General features: G+C 60.1%; 13 protein-coding genes. 10 read left to right on the forward strand and 3 right to left on the reverse strand.

Translation table 11 applies throughout. From position 1 onward, the window contains the following. Nucleotides 1–263 precede the first annotated feature (263 nt). The 3 genes from cysS to cimA are packed head-to-tail and all read left to right on the forward strand — an operon-like array spanning nucleotide 264 to nucleotide 3,720. On the forward strand, nucleotides 264–1,622 hold the full coding sequence (cysS, locus tag WDN02_RS16025) for a cysteine--tRNA ligase (RefSeq protein WP_337294435.1): 1,359 nt from the start codon (nucleotides 264–266) through the stop codon (nucleotides 1,620–1,622). Next, on the forward strand, nucleotides 1,619–2,128 hold the full coding sequence (locus tag WDN02_RS16030; protein ID WP_337294436.1) for a GNAT family N-acetyltransferase: 510 nt from the start codon (nucleotides 1,619–1,621) through the stop codon (nucleotides 2,126–2,128). The genes cysS and WDN02_RS16030 overlap by 4 nt, the downstream gene beginning before the upstream one ends. Then, nucleotides 2,125–3,720: a citramalate synthase gene (gene cimA / locus WDN02_RS16035; RefSeq protein WP_337294437.1), complete on the forward strand. Its 1,596-nt coding sequence runs from the start codon at nucleotides 2,125–2,127 to the stop codon at nucleotides 3,718–3,720. The genes WDN02_RS16030 and cimA overlap by 4 nt, the downstream gene beginning before the upstream one ends. A 370-nt stretch (nucleotides 3,721–4,090) precedes the next feature. On the opposite strand, the gene uvrA is transcribed toward cimA, so the two are convergent. Further along, a complete protein-coding gene (gene uvrA, locus WDN02_RS16040; protein ID WP_337294438.1) occupies nucleotides 4,091–7,039 on the reverse strand; it encodes an excinuclease ABC subunit UvrA in 2,949 nt (982 codons plus the stop codon). A gap of 207 nt (nucleotides 7,040–7,246) precedes the next feature. On the opposite strand from uvrA, the gene dctA reads away from it, so the two are divergent. Beyond that, nucleotides 7,247–8,560: a C4-dicarboxylate transporter DctA gene (gene dctA / locus WDN02_RS16045; protein WP_337294439.1), complete on the forward strand. Its 1,314-nt coding sequence runs from the start codon at nucleotides 7,247–7,249 to the stop codon at nucleotides 8,558–8,560. A 12-nt stretch (nucleotides 8,561–8,572) separates the two neighbouring features. Here the strand turns inward: dctA and WDN02_RS16050 are convergent, their stop codons facing one another. Together WDN02_RS16050 and WDN02_RS16055 are read right to left on the reverse strand one after the other, a co-directional pair. Then, the gene (locus tag WDN02_RS16050; RefSeq protein ID WP_337294440.1) at nucleotides 8,573–9,079 is read right to left on the reverse strand and encodes a DUF2867 domain-containing protein; all 507 of its coding nucleotides are present in this window, start codon (nucleotides 9,077–9,079) and stop codon (nucleotides 8,573–8,575) included. Nucleotides 9,080–9,139: 60 nt separating this feature from the next. Beyond that, the gene (locus WDN02_RS16055) at nucleotides 9,140–9,511 is read right to left on the reverse strand and encodes a cyclic nucleotide-binding domain-containing protein (protein WP_337294441.1); all 372 of its coding nucleotides are present in this window, start codon (nucleotides 9,509–9,511) and stop codon (nucleotides 9,140–9,142) included. Between the two features lie 245 nt (nucleotides 9,512–9,756). On the opposite strand from WDN02_RS16055, the gene ssb reads away from it, so the two are divergent. From ssb to WDN02_RS16085, 6 genes are all read left to right on the forward strand, one after another. Further along, on the forward strand, nucleotides 9,757–10,257 hold the full coding sequence (gene ssb, locus WDN02_RS16060) for a single-stranded DNA-binding protein (protein WP_337294442.1): 501 nt from the start codon (nucleotides 9,757–9,759) through the stop codon (nucleotides 10,255–10,257). 36 nt (nucleotides 10,258–10,293) lie between these two features. After that, the gene (locus WDN02_RS16065) at nucleotides 10,294–11,400 is read left to right on the forward strand and encodes a homoserine O-acetyltransferase (protein ID WP_337294443.1); all 1,107 of its coding nucleotides are present in this window, start codon (nucleotides 10,294–10,296) and stop codon (nucleotides 11,398–11,400) included. 234 nt (nucleotides 11,401–11,634) lie between these two features. Beyond that, nucleotides 11,635–14,376 (forward strand): DNA gyrase subunit A, encoded by a 2,742-nt coding sequence (gene gyrA / locus WDN02_RS16070; protein WP_337294444.1) that lies wholly within the window; start codon nucleotides 11,635–11,637, stop codon nucleotides 14,374–14,376. A gap of 58 nt (nucleotides 14,377–14,434) precedes the next feature. After that, nucleotides 14,435–14,938, forward strand: coding sequence for a pantetheine-phosphate adenylyltransferase (gene coaD, locus WDN02_RS16075; RefSeq protein WP_337294445.1), 504 nt, complete (start codon nucleotides 14,435–14,437; stop codon nucleotides 14,936–14,938). A 60-nt stretch (nucleotides 14,939–14,998) separates the two neighbouring features. Further along, nucleotides 14,999–15,505, forward strand: coding sequence for a peptidylprolyl isomerase (locus WDN02_RS16080; RefSeq protein WP_337294970.1), 507 nt, complete (start codon nucleotides 14,999–15,001; stop codon nucleotides 15,503–15,505). Nucleotides 15,506–15,609: 104 nt separating this feature from the next. Continuing rightward, complete coding sequence (locus tag WDN02_RS16085; protein WP_337294446.1) at nucleotides 15,610–16,065, forward strand: peptidylprolyl isomerase; 456 nt, start codon at nucleotides 15,610–15,612, stop codon at nucleotides 16,063–16,065. The last annotated feature ends 65 nt before the right edge of the window (nucleotides 16,066–16,130 follow it).

Consider the following 16,130-nt stretch of genomic DNA (forward strand, 5'->3'; position numbering starts at 1 on the left):
CTCCGCGTCCACGCCCGCGGAGGCCGGGAATCGGACTCCCGCAGGTGAATAAGTTTTCTCCGGGCGGAGCTAAAAAACGGTTAAGTGTGCCGTTCGGAACAGCTTGACCGGCGGCTTCTTCTCGCCCATGTTCCACCCATGACGTGCTCCATCCGCCCTCGCCGGATAATTATTCGCTAGCTTCGCGCTGGCCGGAGACGTCTCGTCCTCTTCCCGAGTTCAGATTGGACCTCCCAGGCCAGCCGAGGCTGTAAAGGGAAGCTATGGCTTTGCAGCTTTACAACACGCAGACCCGGCAGAAGCAGGTCTTCGAGCCGATCGATGCAGCCAACGTGCGCATGTATGTGTGCGGGCCGACGGTCTATGACTTCGCCCATATCGGCAATGCGCGGCCGCTCATCGTCTTTGACGTGCTCTATCGGCTGCTACGCCATCTCTACGGCGAGGACCACGTCACCTATGTCCGCAACATCACGGACGTCGATGACAAGATCAACGCCCGCGCCGCCGAGCGGAATATCTCCATCCGCGAACTGACCGAAGAAACCAACGCGACTTTCCAGGCCGACGCCAAGGCACTTGGCTGCCTTGAGCCGAATATCCAGCCGCGCGCGACCGAGCATATCCATGCGATGATCGCCCTGATCGAGCGGCTCATTCTCACGCGCCATGCCTATGTCGCGGAAGGACATGTGCTCTTCGACGTACCGTCAATGCCGGATTATGGGCGTCTGTCGCGGCGCCCGCTCGACGAGATGGTGGCGGGCGCCCGCGTCGAAGTCGCGCCCTACAAGAAAAGCCCGACGGACTTCGTGCTATGGAAGCCCTCAGCCGCGAATGAGCCCGGCTGGGAAAGCCCATGGGGCTACGGACGCCCCGGCTGGCACCTCGAATGCTCGGCCATGAGTTGGCAATACCTCGGCGAAGTTTTCGACATCCACGGCGGCGGCATCGATCTCGTCTTCCCGCATCATGAAAACGAGATCGCCCAGACCTGCTCGGCCTTCGGCCATAGCGTGATGGCGAACTATTGGCTGCACAACGGCTTCCTGCAGGTCGAAGGCCAGAAAATGTCGAAGAGCCTCGGCAATTTCATCACCATCAGAGAGGCGCTGAAGGATTGGCCTGGCGAGGTTTTGCGCTTCAACATGCTGAAGGCGCATTATCGTCAGCCGATCGACTGGACACTTGCGAGCCTCAACGAAAGCCAGCGCGAACTCGATAAATTCTATCCCGTGGCCAAGCAATTCGCGGTTTCCTCCGCCACCCTGGCGCCGGAATTTCTTGTCGCGCTTGAAGACGATCTCAATACGCCAGAAGCCATCACCGTGTTGCGCCGGCTCTATCGCGAGGCGCAGAGTGGCGATGTCGCACTGGCAGGAACGCGCTTCGCATCTTCCGGCCACTTCATCGGGCTTTTCCAATCCGATCTTGCCGATTGGAATCCGGCGCCCATCTTGTTAGACAAGAGCCATGTCGAAAGCCTGATCGAAGCGCGGCTTGAAGCGCGCCGGACGAAGGATTGGGCCGAGTCCGACCGCCTCCGCGACGAACTGATCGGCATGGGCATCGCCCTGAAGGATAACAAGGACGGGACCACAAGCTGGGAGGTCAAGCGATGAGCGCCACCGGCACTAAGCCCGCCCTGCGCCCCTTTCTGCCGCAAGATACCGCGACGGTCGCGCAAATCTTCCGCGATGCGATCGGAGAATTGACCGAAGACGATTACGACGATGCGCAGCGCGCCGCCTGGATGGCAAGCGCCGACGACGAGGAAAGCTTTGCCAAGCGCCTCGCCGGGCAAACGACATTGCTCGCCTTGCGTGACAGCGAACCTGTCGGCTTCATCAGCCTGAAGGGAAACGATCACATCGACATGCTCTATGTGCGCCCGGAAGTTGCGGGTGAAGGAATCGGCACGTTTCTCGCCACCGCGATCGAAACGCTGGCGCGCGGGCGCAAGGCTAAGACGCTCAGCGTCGATGCGAGCGACACCGCCCTACCCTTCTTCGAGAAGCTTGGATTCAAGCCACAGCTTCGCCAAAGCATCGCGCTCGAAGGCGAATGGCTCGCCAATACGAAAATGGCGAAGACGCTTGAAGCGTCGGCCGGGCGCGAACGTCCATGAGCCGAGAACGTCTCTACCTCTACGATACGACATTGCGCGATGGCGCGCAGACAACGGGCGTCGATTTTTCGCTCGACGACAAGCGCCGTATCGCCGCTTTGCTTGACGCGCTTGGCGTCGATTACATTGAGGGCGGCTATCCGGGCGCGAATCCACTCGACACCGAATTCTTTTCGAAGAAGCCAAAATTCCATCACGCGAAATTCGCCGCCTTCGGCATGATCCGCCGCAGCGGCCGCTCAGCCGAAAACGATCCTGGCGTCGCCGCCCTGCTCGACGCCGAAGCCGGCGCGATCTGTTACGTCGCGAAATCCTGGGATTATCATGTCCATGTCGCCCTCGGCACGACGCTTGAGGACAACCTTGCCGGCGTTGCGCAATCGGTCGGCCTCGCGGTCAAGCGCGGACGCGAGACCATACTCGATTGCGAGCATTTCTTCGACGGCTACAAGGCCAACCCGGCGTATGCCTTAGAAGTCGCCCGCACAGCCTACGAGGCCGGCGCTCGCTGGGTCATCCTCTGCGACACCAATGGCGGCACGCTGCCACATGAGGTCGAGCGCGTCGTCGCCGAGGTTGCCAAGCACATCCCGAATGACCGCATCGGCATCCATGCGCATAACGACACGGAGAACGCGGTCGCGAATTCGCTCGCCGCGGTGCGCGCCGGCGCGCGGCAGATTCAGGGTACGTTGAACGGCCTTGGCGAACGCTGCGGCAATGCCAATCTCGTCTCGATCATCCCGACGCTGCTCTTGAAGCGGGATTATGCCGAGGCGTTCGACATTGGTGTGTCGCCCGATCAGCTCGCCGCGTTGACCAAGGTCAGCCATACGCTCGATGAACTCCTGAACCGGGCGCCAAACCGGCATCAGCCCTATGTCGGCGCCTCCGCCTTCGCGACCAAGGCCGGCATTCACGCCTCGGCCGTGATGAAAGAGCCGGCGACCTATGAGCACGTCGCGCCAGACACCGTTGGCAATCACCGCCGGCTGCTCGTCTCGGGTCAGGCGGGCAAATCCAATATTCTGGCCGAGCTCGAACGCTTCGGTGTCGCGCTCGACAGGAATGATCCGCGCCTTTTGCGCCTCCTCGATGAGGTCAAAGAGAAAGAGGCCCAGCTTTATGCCTACGAAGGCGCCGAGGCATCCTTCGAACTGTTGGCGCGGCGCAGTCTTGGCACGGTGCCGAATTATTTTGAGGTCGAGCGTTTCAGCGTCAATGCCGAGCGTCGCCATAACGCCAAGGGCGAATATGTCACCGTCTCCGAAGCCGTCGTGAAAATGCGAATCGGCGACGACACATCGATTTCGGTCGCCGAGGGCAACGGTCCGATCAACGCGCTCGATCTCGCGTTACGCAAGGATCTTGGAAAGTATCAACCCTTCGTCCAGAATCTCGAATTGGTCGATTATCGCGTCCGCGTTTTCCAGGGCGGCACGGATGCCGTGACGCGCGTGCTGATCGAATTCAGCGACGGCAGCGGCGAAAACTGGTCGACGGTCGGCGTATCAGCGAACATCATCGACGCCTCGTTTCAGGCGCTCACCGATGCGATCACCTACAAACTGCTGAAAGCCGGCGCGGAATAAAGCGACTTAGAAAAAGAAAACGCCCGCCGGATGGGAGGAGGATCCGGCGGGCATTTTGGCACGCGAGTCGCGGTAATAAAGCTCTCGCGTCAAAGCCGGAAACACCAAGAAAAATTTGGAATAACTCAAGGTGTGCCAGCGTCCCCGCTTTCGTAAATCGATTTTTGCCTGAGCAGAAGTTTAAAGATCGCGGCACTGTTATGCCTTAAACGCATGCATTCAGCGAATGTGACACTATTGTAATCAAGTGTCACAAGACCCCTCCGGGGAAATTTGCCAATCGATGCCAATGATCGATAGAAAGTTTGAATAAACACATGTGAAATACGCATACGATCGGGCATTTTGGTCGCAGGCTTCCTACCGCTCTCTACTCCGCCGCATCTTTGCGCTGTGTCACGCGACGCTCGAGGATCGCCTTGAGATAATGGCCGGTGTGGCTCTGCGGGACTTTGACGATCGCTTCGGGCGTTCCCTGCGCGACGATCTCGCCGCCGCCTACGCCGCCCTCGGGGCCGAGATCGATGATCCAGTCGGCTGTCTTGATCACATCGAGATTGTGCTCGATCACGACGACACTGTTGCCACCCTCGACAAGCTCATGCAGCACTTCAAGCAATTTCGCCACATCGTGGAAGTGCAGACCCGTTGTCGGTTCATCGAGAATATAGAGCGTGCGCCCGGTCGCGCGGCGCGCCAGCTCTTTCGCGAGCTTCACCCTTTGCGCCTCGCCTCCCGACAAGGTGTTGGCCTGCTGGCCGACCTTGATATAGCCGAGGCCCACACGGCTCAGCGTTTCCATTTTCTCGCGGATCGATGGCACCGCCTTGAACAGTGCGCCGGCTTCCTCGACCGTCATGTTAAGGACGTCGGCAATCGACTTGTCGCGATATTTCACTTCCAGCGTTTCACGCTCATAGCGCGTGCCCTTGCAGACGTCGCAGGTCACATAGACGTCCGGCAGAAAGTGCATCTCGATCTTGATGACGCCATCGCCCTGGCAGGCCTCGCAGCGGCCGCCCTTGACGTTGAACGAGAAACGTCCCGGCTGATAGCCGCGCGCCTTAGCTTCGGGCAGACCCGCGAACCATTCGCGGATCGGCGTGAAGGCGCCGGTATAGGTCGCTGGATTCGAACGTGGTGTACGGCCGATCGGCGATTGATCGATGTCGATGACCTTATCGAGATGCTGCAGGCCCTCGATCGCCTTGTGCGGCGCCGGATGCTCGATCGAGCCGTTGAGCTTGCGCGCCACGGCCTTGTAGAGCGTATCAACGATCAGCGTCGACTTGCCGCCGCCGGAAACGCCCGTAACGGCGGTGAAGAGACCAAGCGGAATATCGACACTCACGTCCTTCAGATTGTTGCCGGTCGCGTTGACGATCCTGAGCTTGCGCGCCGGGTCCGGCTTGCGCCGCGTGCGCGGCACGGGCACCTGCAAACGGCCTGACAAATATTGCCCGGTCAGCGACTTCGGATCTTCCATGATCTCGGCCGCCGTGCCCTGCGCGACTATCTCGCCACCATGAATCCCTGCCCCCGGTCCGACATCAACCACGTGGTCGGCCAACATGATCGCGTCTTCGTCATGCTCAACGACGATGACGCTGTTGCCAAGGTCGCGCAGCCGCCGCAAGGTTTCGAGCAGCTTGGCGTTATCGCGCTGGTGCAGACCGATCGACGGCTCGTCCAGAACGTAAAGCACGCCCGTGAGGCCCGAGCCGATCTGCGAGGCGAGCCTGATGCGCTGGCTCTCGCCGCCCGAGAGGGTGCCCGATGCGCGGGACAAGGTCAGATAATCCAACCCGACGTCGATCAGGAACGTCAGCCGGTCGTTGATCTCTTTCAGGATTCGGCGCGAAATTTCGCTGCGCTTCTCGTCGAGCCTTTCCGGTAGCGCGCCGAACCAGCTCCGCGCTTCGCGCACGGAGAGTTCCGAGACTTCGCCGATATGCTTGGCTTCGATCTTGACCGCGAGCGCCTCCGGCTTCAGCCGGTAGCCCTTACAGGCTTTGCAGGGCGTCGCCGTCATGAAACGAGAAATGTCGTCGCGCGCCCATTCACTTTCCGTCTCGTGATAGCGCCGGTCGAGATTGCTGATGACGCCCTCGAACGGCTTCTTCACATCGTAGGAGCGCAGGCCGTCGTTGTAGGAAAAGCGGATCGGATCATCGCCCGAACCGTAGAAGATGATCTCCTGAACGTCTTTCGGTAGCGCCTCGAACGGCGTATCGAGCCGGAACTTGTAATGTTTGGCGAGCGATTCCAGCGTCTGCAGATAATAAGGCGATGTGGACTTCGCCCAAGGCGCGATGGCGCCTTTGCGCAGCGTGAGTTTCGGATCCGGCACGATCAGGTCCGGATCGACCGTCTCCTCGCTGCCAAGACCGCCGCAGACCGGACATGCGCCAAATGGATTGTTGAACGAAAAAAGCCGTGGCTCGATTTCGGAAATGGTGAAGCCTGAAACCGGACAGGCGAATTTCGACGAGAAGACGATTTGCTTCGCCTTGCCGTTCTCATCTTTCTCGTCGGCATATTCGATGACGGCGATGCCGTCCGCCAGCTCCAACGCCGTCTCGAAACTTTCCGCAAGCCGCGCCGCGAGGTCCGGCCGCACCGCGATGCGGTCGATCACGACTTCGATGTCGTGCTTGAGCTTCTTGTCGAGCGTCGGCGCGTCGGCAATCTCGTAAAACTGTCCGTCGATTTTCAATCGCTGGAAGCCGCGCTTCATATATTCGGCGATTTCCTTGCGGTATTCGCCCTTGCGGCCGCGCACCACCGGCGCCAGCAAATAAAGCCGTGTGCGCTCTGGCAACGCCAGCACGCGATCGACCATCTGCGAGACCGTCTGGCTCTCGATCGGCAAGCCGGTCGCCGGGGAATAGGGAATGCCGATGCGCGCCCACAAGAGGCGCATGTAGTCATAGATCTCGGTGACGGTGCCGACCGTCGAACGCGGATTGCGCGACGTGGTTTTCTGCTCAATCGAAATCGCCGGCGAAAGCCCGTCGATCTGATCGACGTCCGGCTTCTGCGTCATCTCCAGGAATTGCCGGGCATAGGCCGAAAGCGATTCGACGTAGCGGCGTTGGCCCTCGGCGTAGATCGTATCGAAAGCGAGAGACGATTTGCCGGAGCCGGACAGACCGGTGAACACGACGAGCTTGTCGCGCGGGATGACGAGGTCGACGTTCTTCAGATTATGTTCGCGCGCGCCGCGCACGACGATGAGCCGCCGGTCGTCCTTGGGGAACGGCAGGTCGAGTTCGGGCTCTTTGGCTTTGCGGGGGATGGTCTTGCGCGGTGCTTTCATGGACTTTCGTAGAATATCTTGGCTCTCCGGAGAGAGGAAATATCAGGTCGGACGTCGCGGCGAGTTGCGCGCGGCTTAAGGTTCGTCGAAGATCGGAACGCCTTAAGATAGGGGCTCGCCGAGCCAAGGCCAAGAGCGCCTTTTCGGCGGGGCCGCCAAGCCTGAGAAGCCAGCCCAAGAAGAACGAAAACGCCAGCAGGAAACGCCATGGATGCCACCGCCCCCGCCGTCAAAATCCGAACGCCGATCTATAAGCTGCTCTATGCGCAGGTGCTCTTCGCCATTGCCCTCGGCGCGATTTTTGGCTGGCTTGCGCCCCACGTCGCCACCGCCGATTGGGTGAAGGCGCTCGGCGACGGCTTCGTCAGGCTCATCAAGATTGTGATCGCACCGCTCATTTTCCTGACGGTGACGGCGGGCATCGCCCATATTTCCGATGCCCGCAAGGTCGGCCGCGTCGCAGTCAAGGCCATCGTTTATTTCGAAATTGTCTCGACCTTCGCTCTGGCGATCGGCCTTCTCGTCGGCAATCTGGTGCGCCCTGGCGCGGGCTTTGCCGCACATGCCGACGCCGCCGCTGTTGCGGCCTATGCCAAGGCCGCCGGCGCGGAGCACCCGGTCCAATATCTGCTCAACATCATCCCCGATACCGCCATCGGCGCCTTTTCGCGCGGCGATGTTTTGCAGGTGCTTCTTTTCTCGATTCTGTTTGGCTTTGCCCTGATGGCGCTTGGCCAGCGCGGCAAGCTTCTGACCGATGTGCTCGACCAGGCCACGCTTGCGGTTTTTGGAATCATCAACATCGTGATGCGGGCCGCACCCATCGGTGCCTTCGGCGCGATGGCCTATACGGTCGGCAAATACGGGACGCAAGTGCTCGGCGCGCTCGCCGGCGAGATTGCGACGTTTTACCTGACGTCGGCGCTTTTTGTCATCGTCGTACTCGGCACGATCGCCCGTCTGGCGGGCTTCAATATTTTCAAGTTTCTCGCCTATCTGAAGGACGAATTGCTGATCGTGCTCGGCACAAGTTCATCGGAAAGCGGCCTTCCCGGTCTCATTGAAAAACTCGAGGTGCTGGGCTGCTCACGCTCGGTCGTCGGCCTTGTCGTCCCGACCGGCTATTCGTTTAATCTCGACGGCACGAATATCTACATGACGCTAGCGACGCTGTTCGTCGCCCATGCGCTGGGGGTCGATCTTTCGTTCGGTCAGCAAATGACGATCCTGCTCGTCGCCATGCTGACCTCGAAAGGCGCGACGGGCGTCACCGGTGCCGGCTTCATTACGCTGGCAGCGACGCTATCGTCGGTCTCGCCAGCCCTGGTCCCTGGCATGGCCATTCTGCTCGGCATCGACAAATTCATGAGCGAATGCCGGGCACTGACCAATTTCATCGGCAACGGTGTCGCGACCGTGGTGATCTCGGCCTCGGAAGGCGAGTTGGACAGGGTAAAGCTCAATGCCGCGCTGAGCCGTGGCACGACGGAGAATGCAACCGGCGAGATGACGCTCGCCTAGCACCTGACGGTTTCAACATCCAGCTGCCAGCCGCGCCATGGATCGCGTGACCACCAGATGATGAAACGGGCGGATGATGTTGATATAGGCCCGCCCAAGGCGATTGTGGATGTGCACCGCCGTGGTCGCAATGACCTTTGTATTGCCGCCGGCCCGGATACGCAGCAAGGATATGCGGAAGTCGAGATGCCGGTCATCCTCGCCAAAGACGATCTCGTTTTCTTTCTCTTCCAGGATCGGAAAGAAGTCCACACGGGCTGCAAACGGCGTGCCCTCGCGCAACTGGCGGGAACTCTTGACGCCGAGCGGGCGCATGGCCGCGTCCCGGATTGTCAACAACGTGCGGAACCAGACCGGAGGATTGCCGAGAGCGAGCGTCGCGAGCTGGCGCATGTTGGGCGACGGTGCAGAGGGGATGTCGATGGCGTAGCTGTCGAGCAGCTGCGCGTGCGGATACCAATCGGAAATAAGGCTGCCGGACGGCGACTCGACCCGCCGGACGGGCGAATGAATGGTCATGTCGACGAGGGTCGGTTCGTCAAAAGGCGCGTCATCATTATCGGCAATGTCCGGCTTAGCTCAATAATACCCGTCCCGCGCGCGGATGCGTCGCACGAAGAGGCGCATGAGATCGAGCGCGAAGCTCGGCGTCTCGCCGACGATCCGCAAAAACTCCTTTTCGGAGACAGGCACGAGCGTGACATCGGTCACCGCGACTGCCGTGCCGCTGCGCGGTGCCGGATCGACGAGTGACATTTCGCCGAAAAATTCGCCGGGGCCCAGGATGGCGACGACGCGCCGGCCGCCCTGAATTTCCACCTGCCCTTTTTCGATGACGAAGAGCGCTTCAGCCTTGTCGCCCTCGCGAAAAATCACTTCATCTGCGACGAACGAGCGTCGGGACAGCTTGGACTTCAACAGAAGACTGAAGTCGAGCGGCTTTTGTGACATGAATGTTTCCCCGCCCCGATGCGGCGTCGTCTGCCGCCCAGCCTAGGCCGCACGGCGCGCGTTTGCCAAGATTTTGCGATGCCGCAAGCGTCAATTTCTAACTTGCTATGTAACAACAGAATTGTTAGGAACAAACGAAGAACAATGCCTTTCCGTGGAAAACCCGATCTGAGGGGTTATTTGGAGTCTACGGCAGGCGGCTACGGCCCTAAGGTCCACGGCCAAAGCGCGTAATGGAGAGAGTCATGGCGGGCAGCGTCAATAAAGTCATTCTGATCGGCAATCTGGGCCGCGACCCGGAAGTGCGGCGGATGAATTCCGGCGATTCCGTCGTGAACTTCAGCCTCGCGACGACCGAATCCTGGCGAGACAAAGCCTCGGGCGAGCGCAAGGATCGCACCGAATGGCACAATATTGTGATCTTCAATGAGAATTTGGGGAAGATCGCGGAGCAATATTGCAAGAAGGGCTCGAAGGTCTATCTCGAAGGCCAATTGCAGACGCGTGAATACACCGACAAGGACGGTAACCAGCGCCGCACGACGGAAGTCGTCCTGCAGCGTTTCCGCGGCGAGTTGACGTTGCTCGACAGTCGCGGCAGTGCGCGTGGCGAATCTTTCGACGAGCGTGGCGGCGCGGTTGAAGCCGCAAGCAGCGGTGCCAGCTTCGGTCGTTCGTCGCCGATGGACTCCGACAGGCGCCCAAGCCGCGCCGCGGAAATGATCGACGACGACATTCCGTTTTAATAGATATCAGACGATCATGCCGCGGGGGATCGCTGCATGATCGTCGAGAAAAAAGTCTTCGAGCTGCCGGAGTTTCGCACATCCGGCGGCCAGCTCATCAAAAATGTCCGCATTGGCTGGGAGAGCTACGGCACGCTCAATGCGGATCGCTCTAATGCAATCCTCATCGCGCATTATTTTTCCGGCACCAGTCACGCCGCCGGCCGCCACGCCAAAGAAGATGTCTTTCCCGGCTATTGGGACGCTTTGATCGGCCCGGGCAAGGCGATCGATACCGATCGCTATTTCGTCTTCTCATCCGACACGCTGGTCAATCTCAATGCGCGCGATCCGCATGTCATCACGACAGGTCCCGCGAGCATCAATCCTGACACCGGAAAATCTTACGGTCTCGATTTTCCACTGGTCACGATCCGCGATTTCGCCGCTGTGCAGAAGGCGCTCGTCGATTATCTTGGCATCCGCAGGCTTCATGCGGTAATGGGCCCGTCGATGGGCGGCCTGCAGACGCTCGCCTGGGCCGCCATCTATCCCGACATGATGGATCGTATCGTCCCCGTCATTTGCGCGGGCGAAGTGGATGCGTGGCTCATCGCGTGGCTTGGCCTTTGGGGCGCGCCGATCATCGCCGATCCGGCCTGGAAAAACGGCGCCTACGCGCTCGATGAACAGCCGCTCGCGGGCCTGAAGCTGGCGCTCGAACTCGTCACATTGCAGGCTAATCATTGGATCTGGGCTGACACGCAATTCGGCCGCACCTTCGCGGAGCCCGGCGCTGATCCTGGAAATGCGCTGCGCAATTATTTCAAGGCGCAGACGGTGGTGTCAGGCATTGCTGCCGAACGCGCAAAAATATCCGACGCCAATCATCTGCTTTATCTTGTGAAAGCCAACCAGACTTTTGCTGTCGGGCCGACGGGTACGGTCGCCGATCTCGAAAAGATAAAAGCCAGAACTCTCCTGCTCTATTCACCCGAAGATCAGGTCTTTCGCGCCGCCAAATCCCGCGCGACGGCGGCGGCGATCGCTAAGGGCGGCGCAGAGGTCGAGACGGCTGAAATCCACGGACCCTTCGGCCATGCCAATGGCCTCTTTGCCATGGCACCGCTTGGCGAAAAGATCAGAGAATTTCTGGCGGCCTAGCGGTCTTTCTGCTCCGCATCCATGGTGCGAATCGAACGCCAACTTCGTCGCGAAAAAGGCCGGTTCGCAAGCCATGCGCGGCCTCGCGCCGCATCCGCCTGTTAGAATCCCAAGTCCCCACAATAAGAGATTGAAATTTATGAGTATTTTTGAGCCACTCAAAGCCTGCTCGGCTGGCCTTTTTGGGCGCAATTGATTATATAGAAGTCTCCTCCCAAGTTTGGATGAATTGCCTTGGCCGATAATAACGAAAACGGCGCCGGACCCACGGATTCGGACGTCCGTCCGGTCTCTATTTCTGACGAAATGCGCCGCTCCTATCTCGATTACGCGATGAGCGTGATCGTCAGCCGGGCGCTCCCCGATGTGCGCGACGGCCTGAAGCCGGTGCACCGGCGCATCCTCTTTTCGATGTATGAAAACAATTATCTGCCGGACCGGCCCTATAACAAATCGGCGCGCGTCACCGGCGATACGATGGGCAAGTATCATCCGCACGGCAACCTCGCGATTTATGATGCGCTGGTGCGTATGGCGCAGCCGTTTTCGATGCGGCTGCCGCTCATCGACGGCCAGGGCAATTTCGGCTCGGTCGATGGCGATCCACCGGCGGCCGAACGCTACACCGAGGTGCGTCTTGCGACCTCCGCGCTGCCGTTGCTTGACGATCTCGACAACGAGACGGTCGATTTTCAGGCGAACTATGATGGCCGCGAACACGAGCCCGTCGTTCTTCCCGCGAAATTTCCCAATCTGCTCGTCAATGGCGCCGGCGGCATCGCCGTCGGCATGGCGACGAACATTCCACCGCACAATCTTGGCGAAGTGATCGACGCGGTGTTCGCGCTCATCGACCGGCCCGAGATCAGCATCGAAGAGCTGATCGCAATCGTCCCCGGACCTGATTTCCCGACCGGTGGCAATATCATTGGCCGTGGCGGCATTCGCGCCGCTTATCTCAACGGTCGCGGCTCTATCCTCGTGCGCGCCAAGGTCGAGGTCGAGGAAATCCGCAAGGAGCGCGAGGCGCTCATCGTCACCGAAATTCCGTATCAGGTGAACAAAGCCACGCTGGTCGAGAAAATCGCCGAGCTCGTGCGCGAGAAGAAAGTCGAAGGCATTTCCGACCTGCGCGACGAGTCCGATCGCCAGGGCATGCGCATCGTCATTGAGCTGAAGCGCGATGCTGTGGCCGATGTCGTGCTGAACCAGCTCTGGCGCTTCACGTCGCTGCAATCGAGCTTCCCGGCCAATATGATCGCGCTCAACGGCGGACGGCCGGAGACGCTGAACCTCAAGGACTTCCTGCGAGCCTTCGTGGATTTCCGCGAAGAGGTCGTCACGCGCCGCACGAAATTCCTGCTCGGCAAGGCGCGCGATGCGGCGCATCTGCAAGTCGGTCTCGCCATCGCCGTCGCCAATATCGACGAGGTCATTCGCGTCATCCGCACCTCGCCCGATGCGGCGACAGCACGTGAAGCCTTGATGAGCCGCGAATGGCCGGCGCGCGATATGGCGCCGCTCATCGCGCTGATCGCCGATCCGCGCCATGTGCTGTCAGCAGACGGCATGTGCCGGCTTTCCGAGGCGCAAGCGCGTGGTATCCTGGAGCTACGCTTGCAGCGCCTCACGGCGCTCGGCCGTGATGAAATCGGCCAGGCGCTGGAAAAGCACGCCGCCGAGATCGCAGATTATCTCGACATTCTGCGCTCGCGTGCGCGACTCTTCGGCATCATCAAGGATGAGTTGCTGGCGGTTAAACTCGCGCATGCGACACCGCGCCGCTCGATCATCCTAGATAGCGACGCCGATTTCGAAGACGAGGATTTCATTCAGCGTGAGGATGTCGTCGTCGTCGTTTCGCATGCAGGCTACATCAAACGCGTGCCGCTCTCGGCGTATCGCGCGCAGCGTCGCGGCGGCAAAGGCCGCACCGGCATGCAGACGCGCGACGAGGATTTTGTCGCCAAATTGTTCGTTGCTTCGACGCACACGCCGGTGCTGTTCTTCTCGTCGCTTGGGCAAGCCTACAAGGAAAAGGTCTGGCGTCTCCCCGCGTCCGCCCCGCAGGCGCGCGGCAAGGCGTTGGTCAACATTCTACCGCTCGAACAGGGCGAGCGCATCACGACGATCATGCCGTTGCCGGAAGACGAAGAGCAATGGGAAAAGCTCGACGTAATTTTCGCGACGACGCGCGGCACTGTGCGGCGCAACAAACTCTCCGACTTCGCCCAGGTCAATCGCGCCGGCAAGATCGCCATGAAGCTCGATCCCGGCGAAGAGATCGTCAACGTCCAGATCTGCAACGAGAATGACGATGTCCTGCTGACGAGCGCGGACGGCCAGTGCATCCGCTTCCCGGTGACTGACGTTCGCGTCTTCAAGGGCCGCGATTCGATGGGCGTGCGTGGCATCTCGCTTGGCGAAGGCGATCGCGTCATTTCGCTGGCTATCCTTCACCATATCGAAGCCGACAGCGGCGAGCGTACGGCCTATCTCAAGATGCGCCGCGCCATTGCCGGGGAGACTGAGGCGACCGAAGCTGTAAACGACGACACGAATGGCGAAGAGGCAGCCGCCGCCGCGCTGTCCTCCGAGCGCTATGCGCAAATGTCGGCCGCGGAGGAAATCATCCTGACGATTTCAGCGAACGGTTACGGCAAGCGCACGTCGTCCTACGAGTATCGGATCACCGGGCGTGGCGGCAAAGGCATCGTCGCGATGGCCGTAAACCCGCGCAACGGGCAACTCGTGGCCTCAATGCCGGTCGAGGAGACCGACGGAATCATGCTGGTCACAAATGGTGGCCAGATGATCCGCTGCCCGGTCGAAGGCATCCGCGTTGCCGGCCGTAGCACGCAAGGCGTGATCGTCTTTAACACCGCCGAGGACGAGCGTGTCGTCAGCGTTGAGTGCATCAGCGAAGATGAAGCAGCGGAAAACGGCGAGGCTTCGGACGAAACCGCAAGCGAGTAATCACGGCGCGGGAGAGGGGAGATTTGCCCCTGCCCGCGCCCTCGGCTAGAAGTCCGCGATGACCATCAAGGCGCTCTATACCGGCACGTTCGACCCGTTGACCAACGGGCACGTCGATATCATCGCGCGCGCGGCGCGTTTCTGCGACGAGCTTGTGGTCGCGATCGGTGTGCATCCGGGCAAGACGCCGATGTTTTCCGCGGCCGAGCGCACTGATTTCATCCGCGCTGCTTGCGGCGGTCTCACGGCAAACCATTCCTGCAAATTATCGGTGCTGACGTTTTCCGGGCTTGCCGTAACGGCGGCGCGGGAAGCCGGCGCAACGCTTCTGGTCCGCGGCCTGCGCGACGGCACCGATCTCGATTATGAAGCGCAGATGACAGGCATGAATGCGATCATGGCGCCAGAGATCGAAACGATTTTCCTGGCAGCCTCTCCGCAAGTTCGTCACATTGCCGCGACATTGGTGCGCCAAATCGCGCTGCTCGGGGGCGATATCGCGCCTTTCGTGCCTGATGTCGTCGCCAAAGCCCTCGCCGTAAAACTCAACAACGCGCCTTAAGCTTTCCAAGGAGGAAATATGCACCTCGTCCGCCGCAGTCTTCTGGCTGTCTTCGCCTTCATGTTCCTGACTGCGCCGCTTGCTGCGGCCGATCTCAAAAACGAGATCTATCTTTATACCAAGGACGGGCGCGTCACGCTCCTGCTGCGGCCTGATCTCGCGCCGAAGACCGTCGAGCAGATCAAGATTCTGACCAAGCGCGGCTTCTTCAACGGCCTCAAGTTTCATCGCGTGATCGACGGCTTCATGGCGCAGACGGGCGATCCGACCGGCACCGGCACCGGTGGTTCCGATCTGCCGAACGTGCCCGCCGAATTCAACAAAGCGCATTTCAAGCGCGGCTCGCTCGGCATGGCGCGCGCCGATGATCCGAATTCCGGCAATTCGCAATTCTTCATCTGCTTTGGCGATGCCGGATTTCTCGACGGCCAGTACACGAACTTCGGCGAAGTCATCGATGGCATGGATGTCGTCGACAAGATCAAGAAGGGCTCGCAGGCCGACAACGGCACCGTCACCGACCCGGACAAGATCGTGAAGATGGAACTCGCGACTGACACAAAGTAACGCCTTGCTGGCTAGCGCGGCCAAGCCCGCGCTAGCCTTTGCGAAGGTTTACCTTGCGGCTGGCTTCGACTATGGGAAGCCCAATACAAATTGGAGGCATCGGCATGGCGGAAGCCGGCAACACCCTAACTCTCGAAACGACCAAGGGCCCCGTGGTGATTGAACTGCGGCCTGATCTCGCGCCCAATCATGTCGCGCATATCAAGAAGCTCGTCGATGAGCACTTCTACGATGGCGTCGCGTTTCATCGCGTCATCGATGGGTTCATGGCGCAGACCGGCTGCCCGCATGGCACCGGCACCGGCGGCTCGAAATACCCGAACCTGAAGGCCGAGTTCAATGCGGAGCCGCATGTGCGCGGCACCGTTTCGATGGCGCGGGCGCAAAGCCCCGATTCGGCGAATTCGCAATTCTTCATCTGCTTCGATGACGCGCGCTTCCTCGACAAGCAATATACGGTTTGGGGCAAGGTCGTCTCTGGCATGGAGAATATCGACACGATCAAGCGCGGCGAACCGGTGCGCGATCCGGACCGAATCGTCTCCGCCAAATTGAGCTAACATTGCGCAATTCCGTCATTGCGAGCGAAACGAAGCAATCCAGAGAAAAAGACTGGATTGCTTCT

It is taken from the genome of Methylovirgula sp., assembly GCF_037200945.1.
Classification (GTDB): Bacteria; Pseudomonadota; Alphaproteobacteria; order Rhizobiales; family Beijerinckiaceae; genus Methylovirgula.

Excerpts from the sequence above, each read along its gene's own strand:
- cysS (WP_337294435.1), top strand. The coding sequence starts at position 264 with ATGGCTTTGCAGCTTTACAACACGCAGACCCGGCAGAAGCAGGTCTTC.
- WDN02_RS16030 (WP_337294436.1), top strand. The coding sequence starts at position 1,619 with ATGAGCGCCACCGGCACTAAGCCCGCCCTGCGCCCCTTTCTGCCGCAA.
- cimA (WP_337294437.1), top strand. The coding sequence starts at position 2,125 with ATGAGCCGAGAACGTCTCTACCTCTACGATACGACATTGCGCGATGGC.
- uvrA (WP_337294438.1), bottom strand. The coding sequence starts at position 7,039 with ATGAAAGCACCGCGCAAGACCATCCCCCGCAAAGCCAAAGAGCCCGAA.
- dctA (WP_337294439.1), top strand. The coding sequence starts at position 7,247 with ATGGATGCCACCGCCCCCGCCGTCAAAATCCGAACGCCGATCTATAAG.
- WDN02_RS16050 (WP_337294440.1), bottom strand. The coding sequence starts at position 9,079 with ATGACCATTCATTCGCCCGTCCGGCGGGTCGAGTCGCCGTCCGGCAGC.
- WDN02_RS16055 (WP_337294441.1), bottom strand. The coding sequence starts at position 9,511 with ATGTCACAAAAGCCGCTCGACTTCAGTCTTCTGTTGAAGTCCAAGCTG.
- ssb (WP_337294442.1), top strand. The coding sequence starts at position 9,757 with ATGGCGGGCAGCGTCAATAAAGTCATTCTGATCGGCAATCTGGGCCGC.
- WDN02_RS16065 (WP_337294443.1), top strand. The coding sequence starts at position 10,294 with ATGATCGTCGAGAAAAAAGTCTTCGAGCTGCCGGAGTTTCGCACATCC.
- coaD (WP_337294445.1), top strand. The coding sequence starts at position 14,435 with ATGACCATCAAGGCGCTCTATACCGGCACGTTCGACCCGTTGACCAAC.
- WDN02_RS16080 (WP_337294970.1), top strand. The coding sequence starts at position 14,999 with ATGTTCCTGACTGCGCCGCTTGCTGCGGCCGATCTCAAAAACGAGATC.
- WDN02_RS16085 (WP_337294446.1), top strand. The coding sequence starts at position 15,610 with ATGGCGGAAGCCGGCAACACCCTAACTCTCGAAACGACCAAGGGCCCC.